The following is a 23,141-nucleotide window of genomic DNA, read 5'->3' as shown; positions in this document are numbered from 1 at the left end:
CCTTCCAACCCCAGCTTATACGGAGCTGAAGTCAGGCGCGGATGTTAATCTGTGGCACGTTTGGCCCCCTCTCCCTTTGGGAGAGGGCTGGGGTGAGGGGCTGCAAAACTGTTGGGTATCAGTTCGTCGGTTGGCAATCGGGTATTTCGAGTTTGCGTAACAGCGCAGGAATATCGACGGTGTCTATTTTATCGGCTTGCAGATAGTTCAGGGCGTAGTCATGCCAGATGCCAGACTCCAGGAACAGGATCATCAATTCGCGGTCCAGGTGATGTTCATTCGCCATGCTGACCAGAATATTGAGTGCCTCAGATAACAGCTTGCCCGGTTTATAAGGCCGATCGGCCGCCGTCAGGGCTTCAAACACGTCGGCGATCGCCATCATACGCACCGGAATGCTCATCTGCAGGTGGGTCAACTGGTACGGATAGCCTTTGCCATCCATGCGTTCATGATGGCCACCGGCAATCACCGCCACGTTGGCCATAGTGCGTGGGAACGGCAGTTTTTCCAGCATGATGATAGTCTGCATAATGTGTTCGTTGATTTTATAGCGCTCTTCCTCACTCAGGGTGCCCCTTCGAATGCCCAGGTTGTAAATCTCCCCGTGGTTATAGAGTAAGGTCGGCTCTTTGAGTTTGAAGTGATAGCTTTCCGGCAGATGGCTTTTCTCATCGCGGTAAATGATATGTTCTTCTTTATCCGCCAGCAGTGGCTCCTGGGTAGGTAAGGGGACGGCAGGGTGGCGGTTTTTGCGGACCAACTCTTCGCGGGCCACGCCTGCGGTGTCATCGAGAGTGCGGGTCCATTGATATTGTGCAATCTGTTGAATACGTGCGAGCGCGCTGTCAGACAGGAATTCGCCACCGATATTGCACTGGGCAATAAAATAGAAATCCTCATCCAACTGCTGCAACTCATCGCGTAGCCGTTGTTCTTCCTGCTCGGTAGCGGGGAGCGTAGCGTGCTTGCGCAGGAAACTAACCTCTTTTTCCAGCTTCAGCACCTCAAAGCGCATCCGCACCTCGTGAATACGGTCGTAAATCATCTCCAGCTTGGTGGCCTTATCCACTATGGCTTCCGGCGTGGTGATTTTCCCGCAGTCATGCAGCCAGCAGGCGGTGTGCAGTTCCTCCCACTCATTAGCGGAAAGGGTAAAATCAGCGAACGGCCCTTGTTTGGCCTCAACCGCTGCCTTGGCCAGCATCTTGGTAATGACCGGTACGCGCTGGCAATGGCCGCCGGTATAGGCGCTCTTGGCGTCGATCGCTCCGGCGATCAACTGAATAAAGGCTCCCATCAGATCCTTTTGCTCTTGCAGCAGATATTGCGTCTCTATCGCTACCGATAAGCTGCCCACCAGGGCATTAATCAGCTGTATTTTTGCTTGCCCATGTTCCGCGCCAGCTTCGGCAGGATTAAACAGCAGCAGGAACCCCATGAGTTGCTTATCATGAGTTTGCATCGGGACGGCCACGTAGCGTAGTGGCAAATGGGAGCCAAAGACCGTAAGCAGTTGGTCGGGGATATTCTCGTCAGTAAAGACCCCAGCAACGGTTTTCCCTGCCAGAATTTGCCAAAATGCGCTGGGTTGCTGCGGATCAAACTGCAACGATGCTACCTCCGAACTGGCCACTTCTTTTCCAGCCCAGTTGCAGGCTATGGGGGAAAAGCAGCCGGGCGTTTTGTCTGACAGGAGAATAATGCCGCCGCTCATGGCCGCGATTTTGCCAGTTTCATTGAGCAAGCCCTGCATCTGCTGCGGGAAATTATCCTTGGCGGATAACAGGCTGCCCATCGAGATAAACTGCTTGAGCGTCAGCTTCATTTTGGACATGGCTTTGTGCAGGTCGTCCACTTCTTCAATCACCGAGCGTTCCTCCGCCCGCTCATCAAAATGCAGATTGCTGATGGCATCGGCATCCTGGCGCAGGCGGATCAGCGGCCGGGAAATACGTAGGGAGAAATACCAGACCAGCGGCAGGCTGAGCAGCAGCAACGCAAAGGCGATCAGGGTCGAGCGGTTGCGGATGGCGTTGGCATCGGCGGTCAGATAGGCCGAGGGCGTGGCAATCACCAGCTGGTAGCCTTGGCTTTGCCCCTTAAGATCCACAACGGCCCCAAACCAACTCTGCCCTTGTGCCGTAAATAGGTTGCCTGCGTCGTGATGGGGATCTAGCAACGTTTGCAGCACCGGGATATGTGCAATGCTGTTGAGCCTATCCTGGCCTTTGGAGTTTTGCGCAGGCAGGCTGGCGATGGTTTCGTTGGCAGCGTTGATAATCGCCGCCTGGCTATCCGGCGGTAGGCTTTGTTGAAGAAACAGCGAAAGTGAAGCCAGCGAAACGTCTAAGCCGATCACGGCATGGCCATCTGCAGCCTGGATACTGTAGGTGAAGCCGGTCTCGCCGGTACCTTTGAAGGTATAAAGCGGTGAAGTAATCAGTTGCTGATTTTTTACCGCCAACTGATACCAGGTGCGCTCCCGGGGATCATAATTGTTATACGGCACGGTTTTTATCGCCATAACCTGCTGTTTGTCGTCCAAAAGGATATTCTGTGCCTGGGGTGAGGTCTCTAAAAAGCGATAGCTTTGCGCCAGCCACTCGGCATCTTCCGGCGCATTAAATAAAGCTCGATTGGCAGGGGAGAGGCGGCGCAATATAAAGAAATCGCCGTTGGGATAAGCGCTGTATACCGCGTTGGCATAATCATTTTGCTTGAGTATCTCGACCAGCGGGCCGATAAACGCCATGCGTTGTTCGAGCGTGGTGGCTTCTATTATTGGCATGCGTGCCAGCATATTCACCGACATTTTCATGCTGCGGGTAACGGAGTCCAGCTCCGCAGCAATGGCCTCCCCGGTTTTTTGATACTGCCGGTTGGTGCTGGCCTCGGTCAGTTTGGTGAGTTGGCTGTGGCTAAAAAACACGATCACGCTGCCGATGGAGACAATCAGCAAGGTAAACAGCGCGGCAATCTGAATATGTAGCGGATAGCGGCTTCTCAAACCGGTGATCTTTCCTGCCATAGTGCCCACCTTGGATGCCAATTTTTAGCTTTTATAAATTATAGACGAAACAGGGGATTATCTGATTGGGGAGGGCAATAAGTTATAGGATTGATTTTTAAGTGAAATTTTTTGTTTTGTAGCTAAATAAACCAATGCGTTATTAAAAAATAAAGCTTTATGAAACAACGGCGACAAAGATAACACTTTTGTCGCGTGCGTTGTTCCTGAAACCCTTGAGGCTGTTACTTAACACCAAGCTTCTCCCTCAGTAGTGGCATATAGCTATCGATGTTATAAGTTTTATCCCCGGTGATGCTGGCGCAGGCGTTATGGGCGTAAATAAAATAGCTTACGCCCACTGTTACAGTTGGATCATCTGCGTAACGAGAGTCCGGAGTTAACAAACTATATGCGTTGTCCATCAGGTGAGAGAAATGATTCTCTTGGTATTGAATAGGGGTATAAAATAATATGTATGAAATGGCAATGGCAACACCAGAATGATCTTTTCTTATTTTGTCATAATTGCTCATCATACATGAATGGTAACGTTCGCAGTTCTTCAGTTCGCGAGTACTGCACTCATTAGTAGACATATCAACCAAGTGTCCTATTTGCCTGTTATCTATATACTTACCATTACATCCAAACACTAAAAGCATAGATGATAATGTAATATATTTAAATTTTTTCAACTTTATTTCTCTCGTCTAAAAACATTTGAAGGGCATCTGCATGGCCATAGTTGTTAGCTAAAGACTTTACTTCATTACCGTCTTTATCAACATTTAGATTAGTATTTAATGCCAGGTTGTAATCCGCACCTGGACAACTCTCCCAAGGGCCACCCGTTCGAGCGATTAGATTGGCGGAGCTTCCATCAGCAATCGAATAATCAATGTAGATATTATCCCAGCGTTTGACATTGTCGGGTTTGGGGCTTTTGCCCTTCCTGGATACCGGATCAAGCGTTACCAATAGTTCAATCGGAATATCGGGGTTTTCCTTCGCCAATAAAATCGCCCGGTCTCCACCCCAACTATGGCCGACCAGCACCACTTTCTGTCCGGCAGCATGCCACTCTTTCATTAGCGGTGCGACTTTCCCACCACCATGTTCGGAGTAGGCCACATCCTGTTTGCGCTGGGTGATAACCTTGCCACTGTTATCCTTGGTATCTCTACCATTTTTCTTCTCATAAGGAGCAAAAACAAACTTTAACAAGGGTTGAAAACTTGCGTCCATCGCGCCGCCAACAAACACCACCAACGTCTTTAAACAATTGGCGGTGATCTTACCTTGCTGTTCTTTTACGCTAGGTAAGATAATGTAGTCACTCGGGGCGTTATTCTTGTATTTGTAATCAAAACCCGGAAAAATAATTCCATCTGATGCGCACATTATCTTGCCTCCAAATGCTTACGTAACATCAATAGTTCCTTTCTGATGCGTCGTTGAGTTTAGGCCACCAACCCGTATCAGTTCAAGCTATTTAACGCCAAGCTCTTTCTTCAGTAATGGCATATAGTTATCTATGTTATAGGTTTTATCTCCGATGATGTTAGCACAGGAGTTGTGTGCGTAAATAAAATAGCTTACGCCAATATTGAGGCTTGAAACCTTAACGTTGGTTTGCTTGTGGTCTAATAAATTGTAGGAATTTTTTATTAAATCAGTGTAATCGTTTTTCTCCATAATATTTGGAGATCCTTGTATAATTATAATTCTAGCCGTTCCTAGTTGCATCGGAGCTTTTGACTTTACCCGTTCGTAATTTTCAGAAACACAAGAGCGATAATCTTCACACTTTGGAAACCCACTTTGTGTGCAGTAAATTCCAGTCATGCTTACTATATGGTCTATATATGAATACGGTACGTAGTTTTTACATCCCGAAATCAATAAAATAGAACTTATTGTAATGATCTTAAATTTTTTCAACTTTAACGCTCTCCTGTTGAAACATCAAGTCTGCATCGGCATGCCCGCGATTAGCCATACTGGTTAAAGTATTTAGTGCTTTATTTTTGTCCGCGCCCGGACAATTCTCCCAAGGGCCACCGGTTCGAGCAATCATATTAGCGGAACTCCTGTCAGCAATCGAATAATCAATATAGATATTATCCCAGTGTTTGACATTGGCGGGTTTTGGACTTTTTCCTTTCCTTGATACAGGATCAAGGGTTACCAGTAACTCAATCGGAATATCAGGGTTTTCCTGCGCCAATAAAATCACTCGGTCCCCACCCCAACTATGGCCGACTAGCACGATTTTCTGCCCGGCGGCATGCCACTCTTTCATTAGCGGCGGAACTTTGCCACCGCCATGTTCGGAGTAGGCTACATCCTGTTTGCGCTGGGTGATAACCTTGCCAGTGTTATCTTTGGCGTCCCTGCCATTTCTTTCTTCATAAGGAGCAAAAACGCCACTTAGCAGCGGCTGGTAGCTGGCATCCATCGCACCGCCAACAAATACTACCAAGGTCTTTAAACAGCTGGCGGTAATCTTACCTTGCTGCTCTTTTACGCTGGGCAAGATAATATAGTCGCCCGGGTTGTTATTTTTGTGCTTATATTCAAAACCCGGAAAAATAATTCCATCTGATGCGCACATTATCTTGCCTCCAAATGCTTACGTAACATCAATAGTTCCTTTCTGATGCGTCGTTGAGTGTAGGCCACCAACTCAGCGAGCCGTACGTCTTCCTGATTAATGGGGTTATCAGCAAAATGAGCCTTAACCCAAGGATAGAGTGGGTCGTCAAAGACTTTATGGCCCAGGAAGAACTGTAATGCCAGGATAACCGCCTGCCCGTGGAACGTGGTGATCCCATGCTTCTGGAACCAATTTTGATTTTGAGCTAATAGGCCAAACATCTGATGTATGGGAACGTACTGCGCCCGCTCAGGGTAAAGTGAGCGTACATAATCCACCACGTGCTGCTCTTCAAACATATAGGGCAACTGGTTAAGTTGCAGGATTTTTAGCCTTTCCAGCGCTGCCAGGTAGAGCTCTAACCGCTCGCCCATGCTTCGTACAAAAACCAGCCCCAACTGCTGATTTAACACGGCCAACTGCCCTGGCTCTTCTACTGCGGTTGTCAAATAGGGTGCGACGATATGCTCAAGCTGGAGGTCGGTGTCAAAATGGCTGCCTAAACTGCAGGCTAAATCAAGGAATTGGCAACGATCGTTAAAACGCTCCAGCCGGTGCGTTTGGCATTTTTCCGCGATAAGCGTAATGACCCGCTGGACCTGTTCATCGCCCAGCAGGCGAGCGCGCTTCGGATATTTATCGGTAAAGTAGCGCTGTAGCTGGCTAACCTGTTCGGTCTGGTTTTGCTGCTTTAACTTGGCGAGTTGCGCTTCTTCCAGCGACACGATCCCTGTCAGAATTGGAGCTGCCTGGGCAGGTAATTCAATCATCTGTTGCCGGACCCAAAGCGAGCTGAACACCCCCATCAGCTGATTTTGCTGGGACTCGCTGGAGGCCTCCAGGATTAACGGTAGAAACTGGGCGTCCCAATAGCGGAAAAATACCGTCGTCCTATCTGGCAAATTAATCTGCGTCAGGCCCCGTAAATGGTCGAGAATGCGCTGACGCGGCTGTTCACTGACTGCCAGCCATCCCCAGTCTGTTGAGGATGCTTCACTCACCCACGCTAAAAACGGGCTATTAATCGACAGCTCCACCAAATAGGGCATCACTTCGTGCCAATCTTTGTAGGACGTATAGTGATAAATCCCTTCTGCAACGCGGGAGCCATCCAGTTGATAGTAGTGTTTCAATGGCTGTGCATCGCTAACGCTGGACAACACCGCATACAACCGTTGTCCTGATGCGCAATTGGCCAGCCATTGCTGTAGTTGACTCTCCATATCTTCGTTTCCTCCGGCAAGCTGTCCCGATTAAATCGCGCAACCCTGTTGTTTACATCGCTCACACTCTTCGCAAAATGCTTGCGGTTGTTTAAACGCACTAACCTGTGCAGGATTTAGCGCAAAGGCAGGGACGCTGGCTGGGATGGGAATAACATCGGGCATTCTGCCACCCCATCCTCTGCCGGAGCCCGGGCTGCCGGTACCCACATTGAGCGTGGGGCCGATCATGACGCCACTGGGATCGATTTTTATAAAGCTGTAGCCGGCCTTTAAGGTGATCTCCGTACCGGTTTCTATCACTATTTTAGTGCCGGACTTCAGGTGAATTTCCTGCCCAACCTCCGTCAATAAGGCGTTGCTGGCGTTAATGTGGAAATTGCTATTCACGGTCAGGGAATAATCGCTTTCTACCCGGTCACGCTTTTCGCCATTAACCTGCAGAAAATCATTGTGGACAATCTGTTGTCTGCGATCGTTGCCTATCCGCCGGTTATCGTCGTGATCGATACGTGCAGAACTGTCATGCAGCACTTCGGTTGTCATGTTCTTTTGCGCATGCAGATAGAGCTCTTCCTGGCCTTTTTCATCTTCAAAACGCAGTTCGTTAAAACCTTCGCCCTTATGGGTTTGCGAACGGATCGACATCTGGGTTTTGGTGCCCGGCAGCTTGCCTGGTGGAAGGTTGCTGGCGTGATAGGTGCGGCCGATAATTACGGGTTGATCGGGATCGCCATTCAGAAACTCGACGATCACCTCATGGCCAACGCGTGGCACGGCCGACATGCCCCAACGTGGCCCCGCCCAGGGTTGTGATACCCGGATCCAGCAGGAACTGCTGTCGTCGGTTCTGCCCGAGCGATCCCAGAGAAAACGGACTTTCACCCGACCGAACTCATCACAAAAGATTTCTTCAGTGGCTGGCCCCGTGACAATGGCGATTTGTGCGCCATCAATCCGTGGCTTGGGCAGTAAAACAGGGCGCCAGGTCTGATCGTGGGGAATAAACGCAAACTGGCTGGTTACGATAGTTCCCGTCCCGCCTGCGTGACTCTCAAGCGCTTGGGGTTGCTGCCCTGAATGGTTAGCTTGGGTGATTTGCCAACGCGTGTTGAGCTCCTCCAGAGGATGGTTTTCCAAGGTAAAGCGTACGCCGGGTTGCAGTGCCGGGCAGTTGCTTGCCCCTTCGCCCTGATGAGCATCGTTACGCAGCGCCTGGATGCGCCAGCGGGCAAAAGATTTACCCACCTGAGTGCTTTTAAAACGCCCAGGGAAATCGTAATGGAAATACCGACCGGGCTGATGCTCAGTATCGCGGGCATCATCGCCGAACTCTGCCAACCACAAGGGATCTTTAAAGGTGTAATCTTTCAACAGCACTTTGGAGAGGCGTAAACTTTCCCGGCGCTTAAAGGTGGTGACGCAGGGTTCCTCCAACGAGGTAGATGGCTGATCGGGATAATAGGGGAGCGTCGGCCCGTCATGCAGTGCGGCGCAATCATCGGAAAACACCAAGGTATGTTTGCCATTTTGGTGCTCAAAGAAATAGTAAATCCCTTCTTCTGCGGCCAGGCGGTTAATAAAATCGAGATCGCTTTCATTATATTGGACGCAAAACTCACGTACGGCATGGGGATAGCGCAACGCGTGGGCGTAGTCGCTGATCTTGTTTTCTTTTAACAGGGTTTCCAGGATTTCCAGAAAATTTTGTTGCTGGAAAATACGTGAACGGTGTCCCAAACCGGCGCGCCAGAGCGAGGGACGGATGCTAAACCGGTAACGCGTTTGATGAAGTCCGGTGTCCCCTTGCTCAATGGAAATAACAATGCCATTAACGACCCGTTGCACCTCGGTTTCACGCCAAATCGTCAGGGTCGCGTTACTATCCAGGATTGAATGGAACTCCACGCTGGGCTTGGCGCTAGCCACGTCAAGCTCTAGCGCAAACGGGCTGGAGAATTGCTCATGCAGCGTAAATCCCACCACCACAAAAGCCTCTGCTGGCAGGTTGCCAACACTTACCGTAAACCTCAGCCCGCTGGCTTTATTGTTCATCCCTGGCATGCACTTCCTCCATTTATTACATGAATATATTCCGCTCAATTACAACAAAAAATCGATAGATATATAAATAATGTTAATGTATTGGTGGCGAAATAACAACCAAAGGTGCTGTGTAAATGCGATCCAATACGACAATGGGTGATTAAAGCGAAGAGTTGTCCTACCTGGTTTAGAGCGGGTGGGTGCATTACGCCATTTTCATGCGAAATGTCATGGAAATGGATCAAATATAACCACTATATTTACATGGTTATAACCTTACTGACACCTGCCTACGCCAGCCAAGATAAGGAGATAACGTCAACGAAAGCGTGTTTTTTCAGTCAGCCTGTTCGGAAAGGATACCTATGAATCAATTTATCGTTGCGGAATCAGAAGCCTGCATTGGCTGCCGGAGTTGCGAGGTCGCCTGTGTGACTGCGCATCATCAAGGGGCATACCCAAGCAAGCGCGAATATTTCACCCCAAGAGTCAAGGTTATTCAGGGCACCCATGGTAATACGGCCGTGTTCTGCCACCATTGTGAAGATGCGCCCTGTGCCAATGTTTGTCCAACCGGGGCCATTGAACAGAGTGATACCAGCATCCAGGTCAGCCAGGAGAAATGCATCGGCTGTAAAGCCTGTGCGGTCGCTTGTCCGTTTGGCATGATGACGGTAGTGACCGAAACGGTGCAGCCCGCCAATCATCGCCTGGCAGACAGCTATCAGAAGGTCGAGGCACAGAAATGCGACCTGTGCAGCGAGCTGAACCATGAGCCTGCCTGTGTACGTGCCTGTCCCACCCATGCACTAAGCCTGGTGGACAACCAAACGTTGCTGGACCAGCAGCGAGAAAAGCGGCTACGTGCAGCGGCGCGCGATCACCATAGCCAACTGTTTGGCAGTGCCGCTAATCAGAGTCCAGAAGCGAAAGCCCCGAAGAAATCAACGCCGATCCGTAATCTACTGCAACAGCCTCGGGCACCTCGCTTGGAAGCCAGTAAAATACCACTCGAGCTGCGCAAAACCAGCTTTGCCGAAATCTACCAACCCTTTAATGAGCAGCAGATCCAGCAACAGGCCGAACGTTGCCTGAGCTGCGGCAAGCAGAGTATCTGCTCCTGGACCTGCCCGCTGCATAACCAAATCCCGCAGTGGATCAAGCTGGCCAGCCAGGGGCGCATCTGGGAAGCGGCGGAGCTATCGCATCAAACCAGCAGCCTGCCGGAAGTGTGTGGCCGGGTATGCCCACAGGACAGACTATGCGAGCAATCCTGTACGCTCAATGAGCACGGGGGAGCCGTCACTATCGGCAACATTGAGCGCTACATCACTGAAACGGCCTTTGAGATGGGTTGGCGGCCAGATATGTCGGCGGTGAAAAACAGTGGCAAGCGCGTTGCCATTATTGGCGCGGGTCCGGCGGGGCTGGGCTGTGCCGATATCCTGGTGCGCCATGGCATCAAGCCGGTGGTGTTCGATCGCTATCCGGAAATTGGCGGGTTGCTGACCTTCGGCATTCCGGCGTTCAAGCTGAAAAAGGACGTTATGGCCAGAAGGCGTGAAATTTTCAGCGATATGGGCGTGGAGTTCCGTCTGAACACCGAGATTGGCAAAGACGTCTCGATGGAAACCCTGCTCAATGATTACGACGCGCTGTTCCTTGGCGTGGGGACCTATAAATCGATGCGTTCCGGCCTGGAAAATGAAGGTGCGCCGGGAGTGTATGACGCCTTGCCATTCCTGATCGCTAACACGCAACAGCTAATGGGCTATGCCGAGAATCCGCAAAGTCCTTACATCAATATGGCGGGCAAGCGGGTGATCGTACTGGGGGGCGGTGATACCGCTATGGACTGCGTCCGTACCTCACTACGTCACGGTGCTGAACAGGTGATTTGTGCCTATCGGCGTGATGAAAAGAGTATGCCGGGGTCGAAAAAGGAAGTGAAAAATGCGCGGGAAGAGGGCGCAGAATTCATGTTCAACCTGCAACCGCTAAGCATCGTGATCGATGAGGAAGGTAAGGTCAGCGGCATTCAGATGCGGCGAACCGAAATGGGGGCTCCAGACAGCCAGGGCAGGCGGCAGGCGGTACCCGTTGAGGGTTCCGAACATGTCGTACCGGCGGATGCGGTGATCATGGCCTTTGGCTTTAGCCCGCATCGTATGGGTTGGTTGGCAGAACATAACGTGATGCTCGACAGGCAAGGGCGCGTGGTGGCGCCAACGGTGGCGGGTTATCCGTACCAAACCAGTAACCGCAAGATTTTCGCCGGTGGTGACATCGTGCGCGGCGCCGATCTGATCGTGACCGCCATTGCCGAAGGGCGCAAGGCGGCCGAAAGCATCGGTTATTACCTTAATGTGCTCTAACGCGGTTCAAGGAGAGACGGTATGAATCAGTTTGTCATTGCCGATATGAAACAGTGCATTGGCTGCCGCACCTGCGAGATTGCCTGCGTGATGGCGCATCTGGGGGATAATCCGTTGCCGATGACGGCGGAAAACTTCAATCCTCGCTTACGGGTGATGAAAACCCTTAGCGTCAGCGTACCGATGCTGTGCCGCCAATGTGAGAATGCCCCTTGCCTGAACGCCTGCCCGAACGAGGCCATCTATAACCAGGATGGTAGCGTACAGGTGATCCAGTCGCGTTGTATTGGCTGCAAGAGCTGTATGGTGGCTTGCCCTTATGGTGCGATGGAGGTGGTGGTCAATCAGGGTTATGGCAGCAATGGTGTCGCGTACCAACGGGCTCAGGCGAATAAATGCGATCTTTGTCAGGGGCGCGAAGCGGGGCCGGCCTGTGTTGAGGTGTGCCCAACGGCGGCGTTAACCCTGATCCGGCCAGCAGACCTGCAAGCCATGCAGTTGGAAAAACAACAGCGCGCGGCCCGTGGCTCTAAGCCGAACCTGCGGTAAATTATCCCTTACCTCACTACAACCCATTCTGCGCGATAACCGCGTGGAATGGGTTTTCTTAATGATCGGCGCGACGTGGCTAAATGACACGAATATCGCTGCTTTACCTTTGAACGCGATGATTTTTCAGAAATCTTACCGCCAGGCTGCATGCTATAATTCGTCGATATTCTGCACGGAACCTCTTTGTTAAGGATAAATGACGATGACCCTCTTCCCTGGATTTAAAACCACGCTGTTGGCGGCCTCGGTGCTGTTGGCCTATACCGGCCTGGCGCAGGCGCAAAACGTCACGCTCAACGACGTGACGGTCTTTATTCGCGGTGCCGAGTTATTCAACAGCAGCAAAGTGACGCTACCGGCGGGGGAAAGCGAAGTCGTCTTTACCAATATTGCCAGCGGGCTGAACGAACAGAGCCTGATGCTTGATGCCGATAACGGCGTGGTCGTGCAATCTTTCAGCATAAAACGCGATTTTCTTACCGAACATGTGTCGCCTGAAGTGGAGCAATTAACCAAACAGATTGATGATGAGGTGCGCGAGCAAAGCAAACTGAACGTGCAGCGGGAAGTGATCCAGGCGCAGTTGGCGGTACTGGAAAGTAACCGTGCGTTGGGTTCGGAGAAAGAGGGCGCTTCCGTTGAGCAGGTTAATCAAATGCTTGAGCTGGTTAGCCGCCGCATGAGTGAAGTGCTGCTGGCGGATATCGAGATTAAAGAGAAAATCGCCGCGATTGACAAGAATATCGAAAAGCTGAAGAGCCAGTTGGACGAGGCTCAGCAGAAGACTGGCCAAACGGTGAATCAGGTGGTGGTGAAGTTTTACACTGCGAAAGCCGTGACCAGTAACGTTAAGCTGTCTTATGTGATCCCAGATGCAGGTTGGGTGCCGACTTATGATGTGCGGGTCAACAGCATTACCCAGCCGGTCAAGCTGAGCTACAAGGCCAATGTGTTTCAGAACAGCGGCATCAACTGGGATAAGGTCAACCTGACGCTTTCCAGCGGCAACCCGAGCGAAGGGGCGCAGGTGCCGGAGCTACAACCTTGGTACCTCGATTTTTATCAGGACTACTCAAGTTCCAAGATGGCAAGGTCGATACCCAGACCGGCACCGGCTCCCGTTGCGGAAATGGCCGCTGGCGCGAATGCTCCAGAACTTGATGGAGCAATGGCCCCCAGAGCTAAAAGCTCCCTCTCTGACTATGTGGTCACCGATGCTGGCGGTGTGAATACCCGCTTTAGCATTTCCCTGCCTTATAACATTGCCTCCGATGGTAAAGGGCATTCTGTCACCATCAAGGATGTGGACGTTCAGGGCGACTATCGCTACGTGGTGGTGCCGAAAATCGAACCCGATGCCTTCTTGCAGGTACAGTTAAAAGACTGGGAGCAGCTTAATTTGTTGCCGGGCAAGTCCAGTATTTTCTTCGAGGGTTCGTTTGTCGGCCAGGGGTATATCAATATCGCGGAGGCTAAAGAGACGCTGGATCTGTCATTGGGCCGGGACAAAAAGATTATCGTTAACCGCGAAAACGGTAAGCAACTGACCTCGAAGGCGGAGTTTTTTGGCAATTCGGTAAGCCAACAGTACTCCTTTGTCACCAGCGTGAAAAATACCCGTAAAGAGCCGATTAAGCTGGTGGTGATGGAACAGATGCCGCTGAGCCGGGATTCGGCGATTACTATCGACGGGCTGAAGTACGACGGTGCCAGCTACGATAAAGACACCGGTAACGTGCAGTGGGCACTGGATTTACCCGCGAATCAGTCCGAGAAGTTCACCCTGTCTTATACGGTGAAGTATCCAAAGGATAAGCGCGTGAGCAATTTATAACTTTACTCCTCACCCTAGCCCTCTCCCACAGGGAGAGGGGACCGAACGTGCCACAACTTGGTTACTACATTCGTCCTCAAACCAGCTTGGTTAAAGACTGACTTTGCACCTGAAAATGGCTCCGTACTGGCTTCCCTTGGCTACTACATTCGTCCTTATCATCAATCTGCCTAAAGACTGACTTTTGTACCTGAAAGCGGCTCCGGACCAGCTCCCTCTCCCTGTGGGAGAGGGTTGGGGTGAGGGGCCAATTCAGCCTCTTTGGTAAATAGCTGCCATAGTGCCTCAACGGATTTAGCCATCTTGGTCACGGGCCGGTAGAGGCGTATCTCAATGGGCAGGCAAAGATCGTCGGGGCGGTCGGTGGCAACTACGATCTTGCCGCTATCAACGTCGGCCTCTGCCAGCGACTGCGGCAGCCAGGCGACACCTTCTCCCGCCGCCACCATGGCGAGCAACGTGGCGGCCAGATCCGAAGTAAAAGCGACTTCCATCCCTCGTTTGGCCCGGCTAATCACCGCGCTGTTGGAGATAATTCGCCCCAACCCCGAGTCATTGCTGAACGACAGGTAAGGGAATTTTTGCTCCCCGATTTTCCACATCGGCGTTGCGGAACCCGGCAGAGCCAGGCTGTAGGGCAGCAATCGATCCTCCCCCAGGCGTAGGCTAACAAACTTTTCCGCATCGAGAGTCATCTGCATATGCGGATGATAATGGCAGAGCAAGAATTGCGCCTCCCCACGCGCCAACAGATTCTCACAGGCTTTTAGCGTATCGGACAGCAGGCGGAAAGAGCCTAATCTGGCCATCTTTTCATTACGCCTGAGCAACGCCGGAAAGAAAGAGAATGAGAGGGCGTGGGTGGCTGAAAAGACTACGTCCGGCTGATATTGCCCGGTGGCATCCAGGGTTTCGCTCCTCAGCGCATAGAGCGATCTGATTAACTCAGGGGCCTGTTTGCAAAAAACTTCACCGGCCTTGGTGAGGTGAACTCCCCGCCGATTACGTTCGAAAAGCGGCGTGCCGACCCACTCTTCCAGCGACTGAATGCGACGGCTGAATGCCGGTTGGGTGACATAGCGAGCCTCGGCGGCCTTGGAGAAATTGAGGGTATCGGCCAGCGCTACGCAATCCTCAAGCCAGGTGAGTTCCAAGTGATGCCGATTCTGCATAACAGCTATCCTTTTTTCGCATTGGCCGGTGATGTTCTAGCCGCTTACTATGGCAAGAAACCGGCAGGGTGCCAATGCCTGACAGTCTAGGATGCGAAAAATGCATCAACGATACCCCTGCGAATCACGACCGTTGGAGAGAAAAATGCGTATTACAGACGTGGTGGAAATCACCAAACCGATTGCCTCGCCGATCAGGAATGCCTATATCGATTTCAGCAAGATGACTACCAGCCTGGTTGCGGTAGTGACCGATGTGGTGGTTGATGGCCGCCGGGTGGTGGGCTACGGCTTTAACTCCAACGGGCGCTATGGGCAAGGGGGGCTGATCCGCGAGCGTTTCCGCGATCGCATCTTGCAGGCTGAGCCTGACAGTTTGCTCAACCCGCAGGGCGACAACCTCGATCCGCACCGGGTGTGGCAGGCGATGATGATCAATGAAAAGCCCGGCGGCCATGGAGAACGCTCGGTAGCTGTGGGAACGCTGGATATGGCGATCTGGGATGCCACCGCCAAAATTGCCGGTAAGCCGTTATTCCGTATGCTGGCGGATATGAAAGGCACCGTGGCTAATCCACGGGTGTTTGTCTATGCCGCCGGTGGTTATTACTATCCAGACAAAGATCTCACCGCGCTGCGTCAGGAGATGCGTAGTTATCTGGATCGTGGCTACAACGTGGTGAAAATGAAAATTGGTGGTGCGCCGCTGGAGGAGGATCGCCGTCGTATCGAGGCCGTATTGCAAGAGATTGGCCACGAGGCGCGGCTAGCGGTGGATGCCAACGGTCGCTTTGATTTAGAAACCGGGATTGCCTACGCCAAGATGCTGCGGGAGTATCCGCTGTTCTGGTATGAAGAGGTGGGTGACCCGCTAGATTACGCCTTACAGGCCGTGCTGTCCGAGTTCTATCCGGGGCCAATGGCGACCGGAGAGAACCTGTTTTCACACCAGGATGCCCGTAATCTGTTGCGCTACGGCGGTATGCGCCCCGATCGTGATTATCTGCAGTTTGACTGCGCACTCTCCTATGGGCTGGTGGAATATCTCCGTACTTTGGAAGTGCTTGAGCAGTTCGGCTGGTCACCCTCCCGTTGTATTCCGCATGGCGGGCATCAGATGTCATTGAATATTGCTGCGGGGCTGGGGCTGGGGGGCAATGAAAGTTATCCTGATCTGTTCCAACCTTACGGCGGATTCCCGGACTCGGTGAAGGTGGAAGATGGCCATATTGTTATGCCGGAACTGCCGGGGATTGGCTTTGAAGGTAAATCGGAGCTGATCAAGGTGATGCGCGCGTTGGCGGAATGATTACGGCGCTGATGGGGCAGCGCCGCGTGGGGGATTACGCCGGTTTAAGACCCGGTTCAACCAGGCTATAGATCTGTTGATTGAGTGCGGGGGCATTTGCCAGTTGCTGGACATGTGCAGCAACGTCCGCACGCATCACAAAGCCATGAACTTCCTGCCCCTGGAACCGTTGCGCCTTGCAGGTAGCATTGCCGTTTAGCAGCCCGCCGGGGCGCAAGATGGCGTGATCCAGCGTGCTGGTCTGTAACCAGCTTTCCGCCAGCGATTTCTCACGTACCGCCTGGCCAAACCCTGCTTTGGCGCGTGGTGATAAAAACGGCCAACCGTCGCCACAGCCCAACGAGGTGATGAGGATCATGCGCGATATCCCGCATTTCTCCGCCGTATCAATCACTGTCCGGTGGGCCAGATAATCCTGTGCGCCGCCCATTGAAGAGATGATCGTCGCGTTGGTACCCGTAGCTTCGCAAGCGCGGGTGACAGCAATGGCATCACAAGCATCACCGAGATAAACCTGTACGCCTTTCTCCCGCAGGCGAGCGGCAGCCTCCGGATTGCGTACCACCGCAACCACCGGACGCTGTTCCGCCAGCGCAAGTTCCAGGGTCAGCGCGCCGACCCCTTTGCCGCCAGCGCCAAAAATCAGCCATGGTTTCATCGTTCACTCCTGTTAGAGGGTGGCTACCGCAATACGCGGCAGATCCAGTTGTTGGAGCAGCTCATCAAGAGACTGCAGAATATTGCTTGCCCAGAAGCGCCCTTCGTTGGTCAGGCGCAGGCAGGTTGTAGCGTCGCGGGTTAACCCCGCCCGATGCCACTGTGCGAGCAGCGGCTTCAGCTTTTCCGCATCAGGCGTCAGTTCATCCAGCGGGATGCGCGCATTTTCCACGCCAGCCTGTAACGGCTGACGCCACTGGCTTCGGTTACCTGAGGTACGCATCATCATCATCAGCGGTTTGCGCCCCTCGGCGATAGCTTCATGCCAGGTGGTGAGGTTGCGTTCGATCATCCAGGAATAGCCGTTGACCGAACCCCCGCCGCCGGAGCCAAAGGCCAGGCAATCTGCGCCTTGCTTAATCAACAGGTTGTACAAATTGCGCTCTCGCGTGGTGCGCGCCCAGTGGCTGTTGCTGATACAGCGCCAGCCTGCCTGGTCCATGAAATCGCAGCCCTGCAAATAGAGATCGCGCCGCTCGGCAGGTGAGGGAACGGAGGTGCGGCCAGCTTCCACTGCTTTACCCAGCGGCGTATTGGGCAGCAGATTGAGGGCGTAGAGATCGACACCGTCCAGGCCGATATCGCGGGCAATCGCCAGATCTTCGCCCCAAAGTTTCGCATCCTGACCGGGTAAGCCGAATAGCAAATCGCAGACCACGGCAGCGCGGTCGCGACGAACTAGCCCTTCCATAAACACAATGGCGCTTGCGCCGTCGGAAGTACGGGCCATTTTTTTGCGGATTTGGCTATTAAACGACTGAATACCAATCGAAAAGCGATTGGCTCCGGCATCCAGACAGGCGTCTATCCGCTCATCGTCAAAGTTTAGCACCCGGCCCTCGATGGTGATTTCGCAGTCTGGGGCCAGCGGCAGTCGTTCGCGTAGAGCGGTGATGATGCGAGCCAGATCCCGTGCGGCAAGCGCCGAAGGCGTTCCACCACCAAAATAGACGGCATGGATTGGCGCAGACTGATGCAGAGGGCTGTCTGCCTCCATTTCGATCTCGCGTAGCAGCGCATCGGTGTAGTGGGCGCAGCTGTCCTCCTCGAAACGGTTCTGGTAAAAGCCGCAGAAGGTGCAGTGGGTGGCACAAAACGGAATGTGTAGATACACCAGACGCTTACGGCTGGGCGTGGTCTGGCCGATGACGTTTTTCCAGGTTGATGCCAGCAGCGTTTTTTCCACGGGGATCGCGCCGCGCAACGGCATCATGGCACGACGATCTTTAAACGGCTGATTGCCTGCCAGTGCAAAATGCGGGGTTAAATCCAGCTCAGTGTCATGTTTCAACTCAAGTTCCTTCAATGGGGCAGAACTGATGGAGGCAGGGCCGCATGGAAGCGCAGCCACTCAGACCTGTCATAGTTTAACTGAAAATGATTACCATTTGCATTTATATACTGACAATCGTCAGCAGAGTCTATCCAGCAAGCCGCCAATTAAATATAACGTTGACTTGGGTCAAACTTTGCGGCGCCCCGAATTAAATTTTAATGGTCGATGCGAACAACCATTGCTAACGCTGGAGTTTATATGTACTATCGCCGCGTTTTCCCATTCATTCACTTTGCAAAGGAGGTACATCATGAATTATCAAGCACTGTTTACCCTTTGCGGGTCGTATCCTCAGGCATAATTTCCTGTTCTCCAGGTATTGCTAGGGCTACCGCCCGCCAAATCCAAAAAATTAGATAAAATATTAATCAGGATTGGTTATGAGCAATACTATTGGCTCCGTTACGCCGCGAGTTTCATTGATCGCGTCGGAACACACTTGGATTGAAGGAAATGCAATCCAACAATTAGAAATTACCGCCAAGCTGCCGGATATGGTGCGCGTGGTCGGGATGCCAGATTTGCATCCTGGCCGTGGTTACCCGGTCGGTGCCGCTTTCTTTTCACAACATCGCTTCTACCCGGCGTTAATCGGTAATGATATCGGTTGCGGTATGTCGCTATGGCAAACAGATTTGCTGGCGATGAAACAGTCGCTGGATAAACTGGAAAAAAACCTGGGCAATATTGACGGCCCGCTAGAGGAAGAAGAGTTGGGGGATATTCCGCCAGCGCTTGGCGATTATTCTCGTGCATTAGGCACCATTGGCGGCGGTAATCATTTTGCTGAACTGCTACGCATCGACGAAATATATCAGCCGCAGGCCGGTCTCGATAAAAAACGGCTGATGCTGTTGGTGCACAGCGGTTCGCGTGGCTTGGGCCAGCTAATACTGGAACAGCATGTGCGCGCCCATGGGCATCATGGCCTGCTGGAAAATACCGATGCGGCCAACGATTATCTGCAACAGCATCAACAGGCATTGGATTTTGCAGGCTTAAACCGGCAACTGATTGCCCAGCGGATATTGCAGCGGTTACGCACTGCTGGCGATTGCCTGCTGGATATCCATCATAACCTGCTGGCGGCGGCCACTATCGAGGGCGTGCCTGGCTGGCTGCATCGTAAAGGGGCTACCCCGTCGGATGAAGGGCTGGTGGTGATCCCCGGTTCGCGCGGTGATTACAGCTATATCGTCCAGCCATTACCTGCCGCCAGCAGTTTGTATTCGTTGGCGCATGGTGCCGGGCGAAAATGGATGCGTTCGGAGTGTAAAGACCGCTTATCGGCGCGTTTCAGCACCGAGCAGTTGGCCAGAACCCGCTTCGGCAGCCGGGTGATTTGCCGCGACCGCCAACTGATTTATCAGGAAGCGCCGGAAGCCTACAAGCCGATTGATAGTGTAGTAGGAGCCTTGCAGCAGGCCGGATTGGTCACGTTGGTGGCGCGTATGCAGCCAGTGTTGACCTACAAAACCAGCGGGGGGCAGTGATGATCTTATTACAGATTTCTGCCGCCCAGGGGCCGGATGAATGTTGCCTGGCGGTGAGTTTGGCACTGCGCCAGTTCCACAAAGAGGCTCAGGTCATGCAGGTGGAACTGCATGAGGTTGAGCGGGAAGAGGGCCGCCTGCCCGGCACGTTGCGTTCGGTGCTATTGACGCTTAACGGCGAAGCGGCGGAGCCATTGGCCGCCAAGTGGTGCGGGACATTGCAGTGGATTTGCGAAAGCCCGTGGCGTACAGGGCGTTCCAGAAAGAACTGGTTTATTGGTGCAGCGCGTTTCTCTCCGGCAGCAGTGCCAAAAGAGAGCGAGATCCGTTTTGAGACGTTGAAGTCTTCCGGGCCGGGTGGGCAGCACGTGAATAAAACGGAGTCGGCTATTCGCGCCACCCATATCGCTAGCGGCATTAGCGTCAAAGTGCAGACCGAGCGGAGCCAACATGCCAATAAGCGTTTGGCGTATTTGCTGATCGCTCACCGTTTGGAACAGCTTGAGCAACAGCAACTCGACGAACAGCGTGCTGAACGACGGATGTTTCACCATCAAATAGTGCGCGGTTCACCGGTTCGGGTGTTTAAAGGCGAAAGTTTTACGCCGCTCGCTTAATCAATATCGGCCTGATGGGGCAGGCCGGTAACGCTATAAGAAGAAAAGAAATGGAAACACATAAATATGGTCGGACGTACCATTATCCGTTCTCACCGGGAACCACCAGTGACGATCGGATCAATAAACACTATTGGCAAGACATACGGTTAATCCCCTCACTGATCCATACGGAAAAGCTCGATGGTGAGAATAACTGCCTGAATCGATATGGCGTATTTGCACGCTCCCATGCGGCACCGACGGTTTCTGCCTGGACGCGCCAGATCCGCCAGCGTTGGCAACTGATTAAAAATGACCTGGGCGATATCGAACTGTTTGGGGAGAATCTGTATGCCACCCATTCGATCGAATATCGTGGCCTGCAACAGGACTTTTATCTATTCGCCGTGCGCTGTAAAGACATGTGGCTGAGTTGGCAAGAAGTGCAGTTTTACGCGGCATTATTTGATTTTGCCTGTGTACCAGAAGTGGTACAGGACGTGCCGCGCCAGACGGAACAAGAATACCGCTCGGCAATACTGGAGCAGGTGGGAGGAGTGGGGAGTTTTGCGCCGCACGACGTACATACCGGCTTGCCATGTACCATGGAAGGGATTGTCACCCGCAATGCGGCTGAATTCCCGGTGGCTCAGTTTTCCCATAACGTATTTAAGTACGTGCGTAAAAACCATGTGAAAACCGATCGTCACTGGAGAGTGAATTGGCAACGAGCGCGTATGGCGTACGAGTATCAGCAGGAGGATAAACCATGTGGTGCTTAAGTGAAGACAAGCAGTGGGGCAGGCTGGCGGATAAATTCCGTTGGGTGGCCGACATGCATCAGGTGCCACAAGATCCCCGTCATCATGCGGAAGGCGATGTGGCAATCCATACCCAGCGCGTGCTGGCGGCACTGACCGAGTCTGCGCAGTTTTTGGCGTTGCCAGAGCAACAGCAGGAGCTGGTTTGGGCTGCCGCCTTGCTGCACGATGTAGAAAAGCGCAGTACCACGCGGGTTGCCGACGATGGTTCGGTGACCTCACCCAACCACGCTAAACGCGGTGAACTGACCACGCGCTCGATCCTCTATCGGGATATCGTGACACCGTTTGAACTGCGTGAACAGGTAGCGGCCTTGGTACGTTTTCATGGTTTGCCATTATGGATCATGGGGCGGCCATCGCCGGAGCGGGCGCTGTTATTAGCGGCCTTACGGTTGGATACACGGTTGCTGGCGATGTTGGCACGGGCGGACGTGTTGGGGCGCGAGTGTGACGACCAAAACGGCCTGCTGGATAACATCGAGCTGTTCGAACTGTTTTGTCAGGAGCAGCAATGCTGGGGGCAAGCGCGTCCTTTTGCTAGCGATAACCAGCGTTACCACTATTTGACGCATCCGCAGGCTAGCGTGGATTTTGTTCCCTACGAGCAATTTCAGAGCGAAGTGACGTTACTTTGTGCGCTGCCGGGAATGGGTAAAGATCGCTATATCGCGCAGCATGCCGCTGGACTTGAGGTTATCAGCCTGGACAACATCCGCCGGCAACACCGGTTGTCTCCTACCGACAAGAACGCGACCGGCTGGGTCGTGCAGCAGGCCAAGTCGCAGGCAAAAACGCTGCTAAGGCGGGGTGAGCCTTTTGTCTGGAATGCCACCAATATTACCCGGCAGTTGCGTAGACAGTTGGTTGAGTTGTTTATCGCCTATGGCGCAAGGGTGAAGATTGTTTACCTGGAAGTGCCGTATGCCCAGTGGCAGCGGCAGAATGCCGAGCGGGAGTACAGCGTACCAACTGATGCGATGGCGCGGATGCTGAGTAAATTGGAGATCCCGAAGGCGGACGAGGCGCATGAGGTGGAGTTGCGGGTGCAGGACGCAAGCTAACCTGGTTTGTGCAAGGGTGCCAGCGCGGAGCTAATGTGTAGCACATACAGTCCCCTATCCATGTGGATGGGGGGACGTCACCGTAGATTAATTCGCGATCACCGTGACTAACTGCGGTGATTCAAACATCGCCTTCGGCGAAATAACCGATTCGTCCCACGGGATTTGCGTTCCGTAGCGTTCCTTCAGTTTCTTCTGCACGGCAGGAGCACCAAAGTTAAATTCACGCACTTTTTGCAGCTTGCCGATTTGTATCCCTAGTGCGCGATCGTAAATTTTCCACACCAACTCTGAGCAATATAACTTCTCATCAGACCAGGAAAACTGCATGTCGTAGGGCTTTCCGGCAAAGCTTTTGGCCTGCTGGCGTATTTTTAGCTGCGCGGACGGCGTCATCATTTGCTTGGCGTTCTTTAGCCGTTTGACGACAAAATGCTTTTGCTCTCCACGATCGATCCAGGCGGCCAGCGGCGTGTACTTCACCGTCGATACCGCTTCGAATACGTAAGGTTTGCCATCTCGCAGCACAATGATGCCCATGTGGCTGTAACGCGAGCCGGTGGCCTGCTGTATCGCCAGGCTCTGTGCCGAGCGGGAAGTGTGGAAAATGATGTCACCATCCTGCACCGCAGGTAGCTCGCGAGCTTGGCTGACCAGCACGGTCATCAGGCCGATGGTGAGAAACAGAATAGCCCACAGGCGTTTGGTAAAAATCACGTTCAATCCCTCGAAGTTAGAATCTAGCCATTTTATCGGGGCTGTGTGAAGTGAGGATGAAGTGGTAGAGCAAAGCAGGGAGGTCGCATTGGCTGCCTTTATGCTTTAATAAAAATAATGCTATTTATCAATGCAATAATAACAATTCCATCATTGTGGTTAAAGGGTGCTTAAAGCAGGCCGATAGCTGTTCTATTGATGTTGTCAGCTAAAT

19 protein-coding genes are annotated in these 23,141 nt (G+C 52.6%); 8 read left to right on the top strand and 11 right to left on the bottom strand.

Annotated features, from left to right (window positions below):
• Nucleotides 1-118: 118 nt before the first annotated feature.
• The 7 genes from D9980_RS09125 to D9980_RS09095 all read right to left on the bottom strand — a co-directional run bounded on the left by D9980_RS09125 (nucleotide 119) and on the right by D9980_RS09095 (nucleotide 8,956).
• On the bottom strand, nucleotides 119-3,031 hold the full coding sequence (locus D9980_RS09125; protein WP_121607089.1) for an HD domain-containing phosphohydrolase: 2,913 nt from the start codon (nucleotides 3,029-3,031) through the stop codon (nucleotides 119-121).
• Nucleotides 3,032-3,255: 224 nt separating this feature from the next.
• Entirely contained in the window at nucleotides 3,256-3,708 is a 453-nt protein-coding gene (locus D9980_RS26660; protein WP_162304247.1) for a hypothetical protein, read from the bottom strand.
• Nucleotides 3,695-4,414, bottom strand: a complete 720-nt coding sequence (locus tag D9980_RS09115) for an alpha/beta hydrolase (protein ID WP_121607087.1) — start codon at nucleotides 4,412-4,414, stop codon at nucleotides 3,695-3,697. Before D9980_RS09115 ends, D9980_RS26660 begins: the two co-directional genes overlap by 14 nt.
• Nucleotides 4,415-4,501: 87 nt before the next feature.
• Complete coding sequence (locus D9980_RS26655) at nucleotides 4,502-4,954, bottom strand: hypothetical protein (protein WP_162304246.1); 453 nt, start codon at nucleotides 4,952-4,954, stop codon at nucleotides 4,502-4,504.
• Nucleotides 4,941-5,627, bottom strand: coding sequence for a hypothetical protein (locus D9980_RS09105; protein ID WP_121607086.1), 687 nt, complete (start codon nucleotides 5,625-5,627; stop codon nucleotides 4,941-4,943). The genes D9980_RS26655 and D9980_RS09105 overlap by 14 nt, the downstream gene beginning before the upstream one ends.
• Entirely contained in the window at nucleotides 5,627-6,892 is a 1,266-nt protein-coding gene (locus D9980_RS09100) for a DUF4123 domain-containing protein (protein ID WP_121607085.1), read from the bottom strand. Before D9980_RS09100 ends, D9980_RS09105 begins: the two co-directional genes overlap by 1 nt.
• 30 nt (nucleotides 6,893-6,922) lie before the next feature.
• Nucleotides 6,923-8,956: a type VI secretion system tip protein VgrG gene (locus D9980_RS09095; protein WP_121607084.1), complete on the bottom strand. Its 2,034-nt coding sequence runs from the start codon at nucleotides 8,954-8,956 to the stop codon at nucleotides 6,923-6,925.
• Nucleotides 8,957-9,303: 347 nt separating this feature from the next.
• On the opposite strand from D9980_RS09095, the gene aegA reads away from it, so the two are divergent.
• From aegA to D9980_RS09080, 3 genes are all read left to right on the top strand, one after another.
• On the top strand, nucleotides 9,304-11,313 hold the full coding sequence (aegA, locus tag D9980_RS09090) for a formate-dependent uric acid utilization protein AegA (RefSeq protein WP_121607083.1): 2,010 nt from the start codon (nucleotides 9,304-9,306) through the stop codon (nucleotides 11,311-11,313).
• Nucleotides 11,314-11,334: 21 nt separating this feature from the next.
• Entirely contained in the window at nucleotides 11,335-11,862 is a 528-nt protein-coding gene (locus D9980_RS09085; RefSeq protein ID WP_121607082.1) for a 4Fe-4S dicluster domain-containing protein, read from the top strand.
• 205 nt (nucleotides 11,863-12,067) lie between these two features.
• The gene (locus D9980_RS09080; protein ID WP_162304245.1) at nucleotides 12,068-13,699 is read left to right on the top strand and encodes a DUF4139 domain-containing protein; all 1,632 of its coding nucleotides are present in this window, start codon (nucleotides 12,068-12,070) and stop codon (nucleotides 13,697-13,699) included.
• A 170-nt stretch (nucleotides 13,700-13,869) separates the two neighbouring features.
• Here the strand turns inward: D9980_RS09080 and D9980_RS09075 are convergent, their stop codons facing one another.
• Entirely contained in the window at nucleotides 13,870-14,871 is a 1,002-nt protein-coding gene (locus D9980_RS09075; RefSeq protein ID WP_121607080.1) for a LysR family transcriptional regulator, read from the bottom strand.
• A gap of 145 nt (nucleotides 14,872-15,016) precedes the next feature.
• Here D9980_RS09075 and D9980_RS09070 point away from each other — a divergent pair, with 145 nt between their 5' ends.
• Nucleotides 15,017-16,180 carry a mandelate racemase/muconate lactonizing enzyme family protein gene (locus tag D9980_RS09070; RefSeq protein WP_121607079.1) on the top strand — a complete coding sequence of 388 codons (1,164 nt, stop codon included), beginning with the start codon at nucleotides 15,017-15,019 and terminating at the stop codon, nucleotides 16,178-16,180.
• A 34-nt stretch (nucleotides 16,181-16,214) separates the two neighbouring features.
• Here D9980_RS09070 and chuY read toward each other — a convergent pair whose 3' ends face one another.
• Nucleotides 16,215-16,838 carry an anaerobilin reductase gene (gene chuY, locus D9980_RS09065; RefSeq protein WP_121607078.1) on the bottom strand — a complete coding sequence of 208 codons (624 nt, stop codon included), beginning with the start codon at nucleotides 16,836-16,838 and terminating at the stop codon, nucleotides 16,215-16,217.
• Between the two features lie 12 nt (nucleotides 16,839-16,850).
• Nucleotides 16,851-18,188 carry a heme anaerobic degradation radical SAM methyltransferase ChuW/HutW gene (gene hutW, locus D9980_RS09060; protein ID WP_121607077.1) on the bottom strand — a complete coding sequence of 446 codons (1,338 nt, stop codon included), beginning with the start codon at nucleotides 18,186-18,188 and terminating at the stop codon, nucleotides 16,851-16,853.
• 425 nt (nucleotides 18,189-18,613) lie between these two features.
• Between hutW and D9980_RS09055 the strand changes: the two genes are divergently transcribed.
• The 4 genes from D9980_RS09055 to D9980_RS09040 are packed head-to-tail and all read left to right on the top strand — an operon-like array spanning nucleotide 18,614 to nucleotide 22,210.
• Nucleotides 18,614-19,726 (top strand): RNA ligase RtcB family protein, encoded by a 1,113-nt coding sequence (locus tag D9980_RS09055; protein ID WP_121607076.1) that lies wholly within the window; start codon nucleotides 18,614-18,616, stop codon nucleotides 19,724-19,726.
• Nucleotides 19,726-20,343: a peptide chain release factor H gene (gene prfH / locus D9980_RS09050; protein ID WP_121607075.1), complete on the top strand. Its 618-nt coding sequence runs from the start codon at nucleotides 19,726-19,728 to the stop codon at nucleotides 20,341-20,343. Before D9980_RS09055 ends, prfH begins: the two co-directional genes overlap by 1 nt.
• Before the next feature lie 50 nt (nucleotides 20,344-20,393).
• Nucleotides 20,394-21,107, top strand: coding sequence for an RNA ligase family protein (locus tag D9980_RS09045; RefSeq protein WP_121607074.1), 714 nt, complete (start codon nucleotides 20,394-20,396; stop codon nucleotides 21,105-21,107).
• Nucleotides 21,095-22,210, top strand: a complete 1,116-nt coding sequence (locus tag D9980_RS09040) for an AAA family ATPase (RefSeq protein ID WP_238393695.1) — start codon at nucleotides 21,095-21,097, stop codon at nucleotides 22,208-22,210. The genes D9980_RS09045 and D9980_RS09040 overlap by 13 nt, the downstream gene beginning before the upstream one ends.
• 87 nt (nucleotides 22,211-22,297) lie before the next feature.
• Here D9980_RS09040 and D9980_RS09035 read toward each other — a convergent pair whose 3' ends face one another.
• A complete protein-coding gene (locus D9980_RS09035; RefSeq protein WP_121608986.1) occupies nucleotides 22,298-22,876 on the bottom strand; it encodes a YiiX family permuted papain-like enzyme in 579 nt (192 codons plus the stop codon).
• Nucleotides 22,877-23,141: the final 265 nt, after the last annotated feature.

The organism is Serratia sp. 3ACOL1 (genome assembly GCF_003668775.1).
Classification (GTDB): Bacteria; Pseudomonadota; Gammaproteobacteria; order Enterobacterales; family Enterobacteriaceae; genus Chania; species Chania fonticola.
This window is presented reverse-complemented; position numbering and strand designations above follow the sequence as displayed.

Bases quoted from the DNA above. Each gene is read 5' to 3' on its own strand.
- D9980_RS09125 (WP_121607089.1), bottom strand. From the start codon at position 3,031: ATGGCAGGAAAGATCACCGGTTTGAGAAGCCGCTATCCGCTACATATT.
- D9980_RS09115 (WP_121607087.1), bottom strand. From the start codon at position 4,414: ATGTGCGCATCAGATGGAATTATTTTTCCGGGTTTTGATTACAAATAC.
- D9980_RS09105 (WP_121607086.1), bottom strand. From the start codon at position 5,627: ATGTGCGCATCAGATGGAATTATTTTTCCGGGTTTTGAATATAAGCAC.
- D9980_RS09100 (WP_121607085.1), bottom strand. From the start codon at position 6,892: ATGGAGAGTCAACTACAGCAATGGCTGGCCAATTGCGCATCAGGACAA.
- D9980_RS09095 (WP_121607084.1), bottom strand. From the start codon at position 8,956: ATGCCAGGGATGAACAATAAAGCCAGCGGGCTGAGGTTTACGGTAAGT.
- aegA (WP_121607083.1), top strand. From the start codon at position 9,304: ATGAATCAATTTATCGTTGCGGAATCAGAAGCCTGCATTGGCTGCCGG.
- D9980_RS09085 (WP_121607082.1), top strand. From the start codon at position 11,335: ATGAATCAGTTTGTCATTGCCGATATGAAACAGTGCATTGGCTGCCGC.
- D9980_RS09080 (WP_162304245.1), top strand. From the start codon at position 12,068: ATGACCCTCTTCCCTGGATTTAAAACCACGCTGTTGGCGGCCTCGGTG.
- D9980_RS09075 (WP_121607080.1), bottom strand. From the start codon at position 14,871: ATGCAGAATCGGCATCACTTGGAACTCACCTGGCTTGAGGATTGCGTA.
- D9980_RS09070 (WP_121607079.1), top strand. From the start codon at position 15,017: ATGCGTATTACAGACGTGGTGGAAATCACCAAACCGATTGCCTCGCCG.
- chuY (WP_121607078.1), bottom strand. From the start codon at position 16,838: ATGAAACCATGGCTGATTTTTGGCGCTGGCGGCAAAGGGGTCGGCGCG.
- D9980_RS09055 (WP_121607076.1), top strand. From the start codon at position 18,614: ATGAGCAATACTATTGGCTCCGTTACGCCGCGAGTTTCATTGATCGCG.
- prfH (WP_121607075.1), top strand. From the start codon at position 19,726: ATGATCTTATTACAGATTTCTGCCGCCCAGGGGCCGGATGAATGTTGC.
- D9980_RS09045 (WP_121607074.1), top strand. From the start codon at position 20,394: ATGGAAACACATAAATATGGTCGGACGTACCATTATCCGTTCTCACCG.
- D9980_RS09040 (WP_238393695.1), top strand. From the start codon at position 21,095: ATGTGGTGCTTAAGTGAAGACAAGCAGTGGGGCAGGCTGGCGGATAAA.
- D9980_RS09035 (WP_121608986.1), bottom strand. From the start codon at position 22,876: ATGACCGTGCTGGTCAGCCAAGCTCGCGAGCTACCTGCGGTGCAGGAT.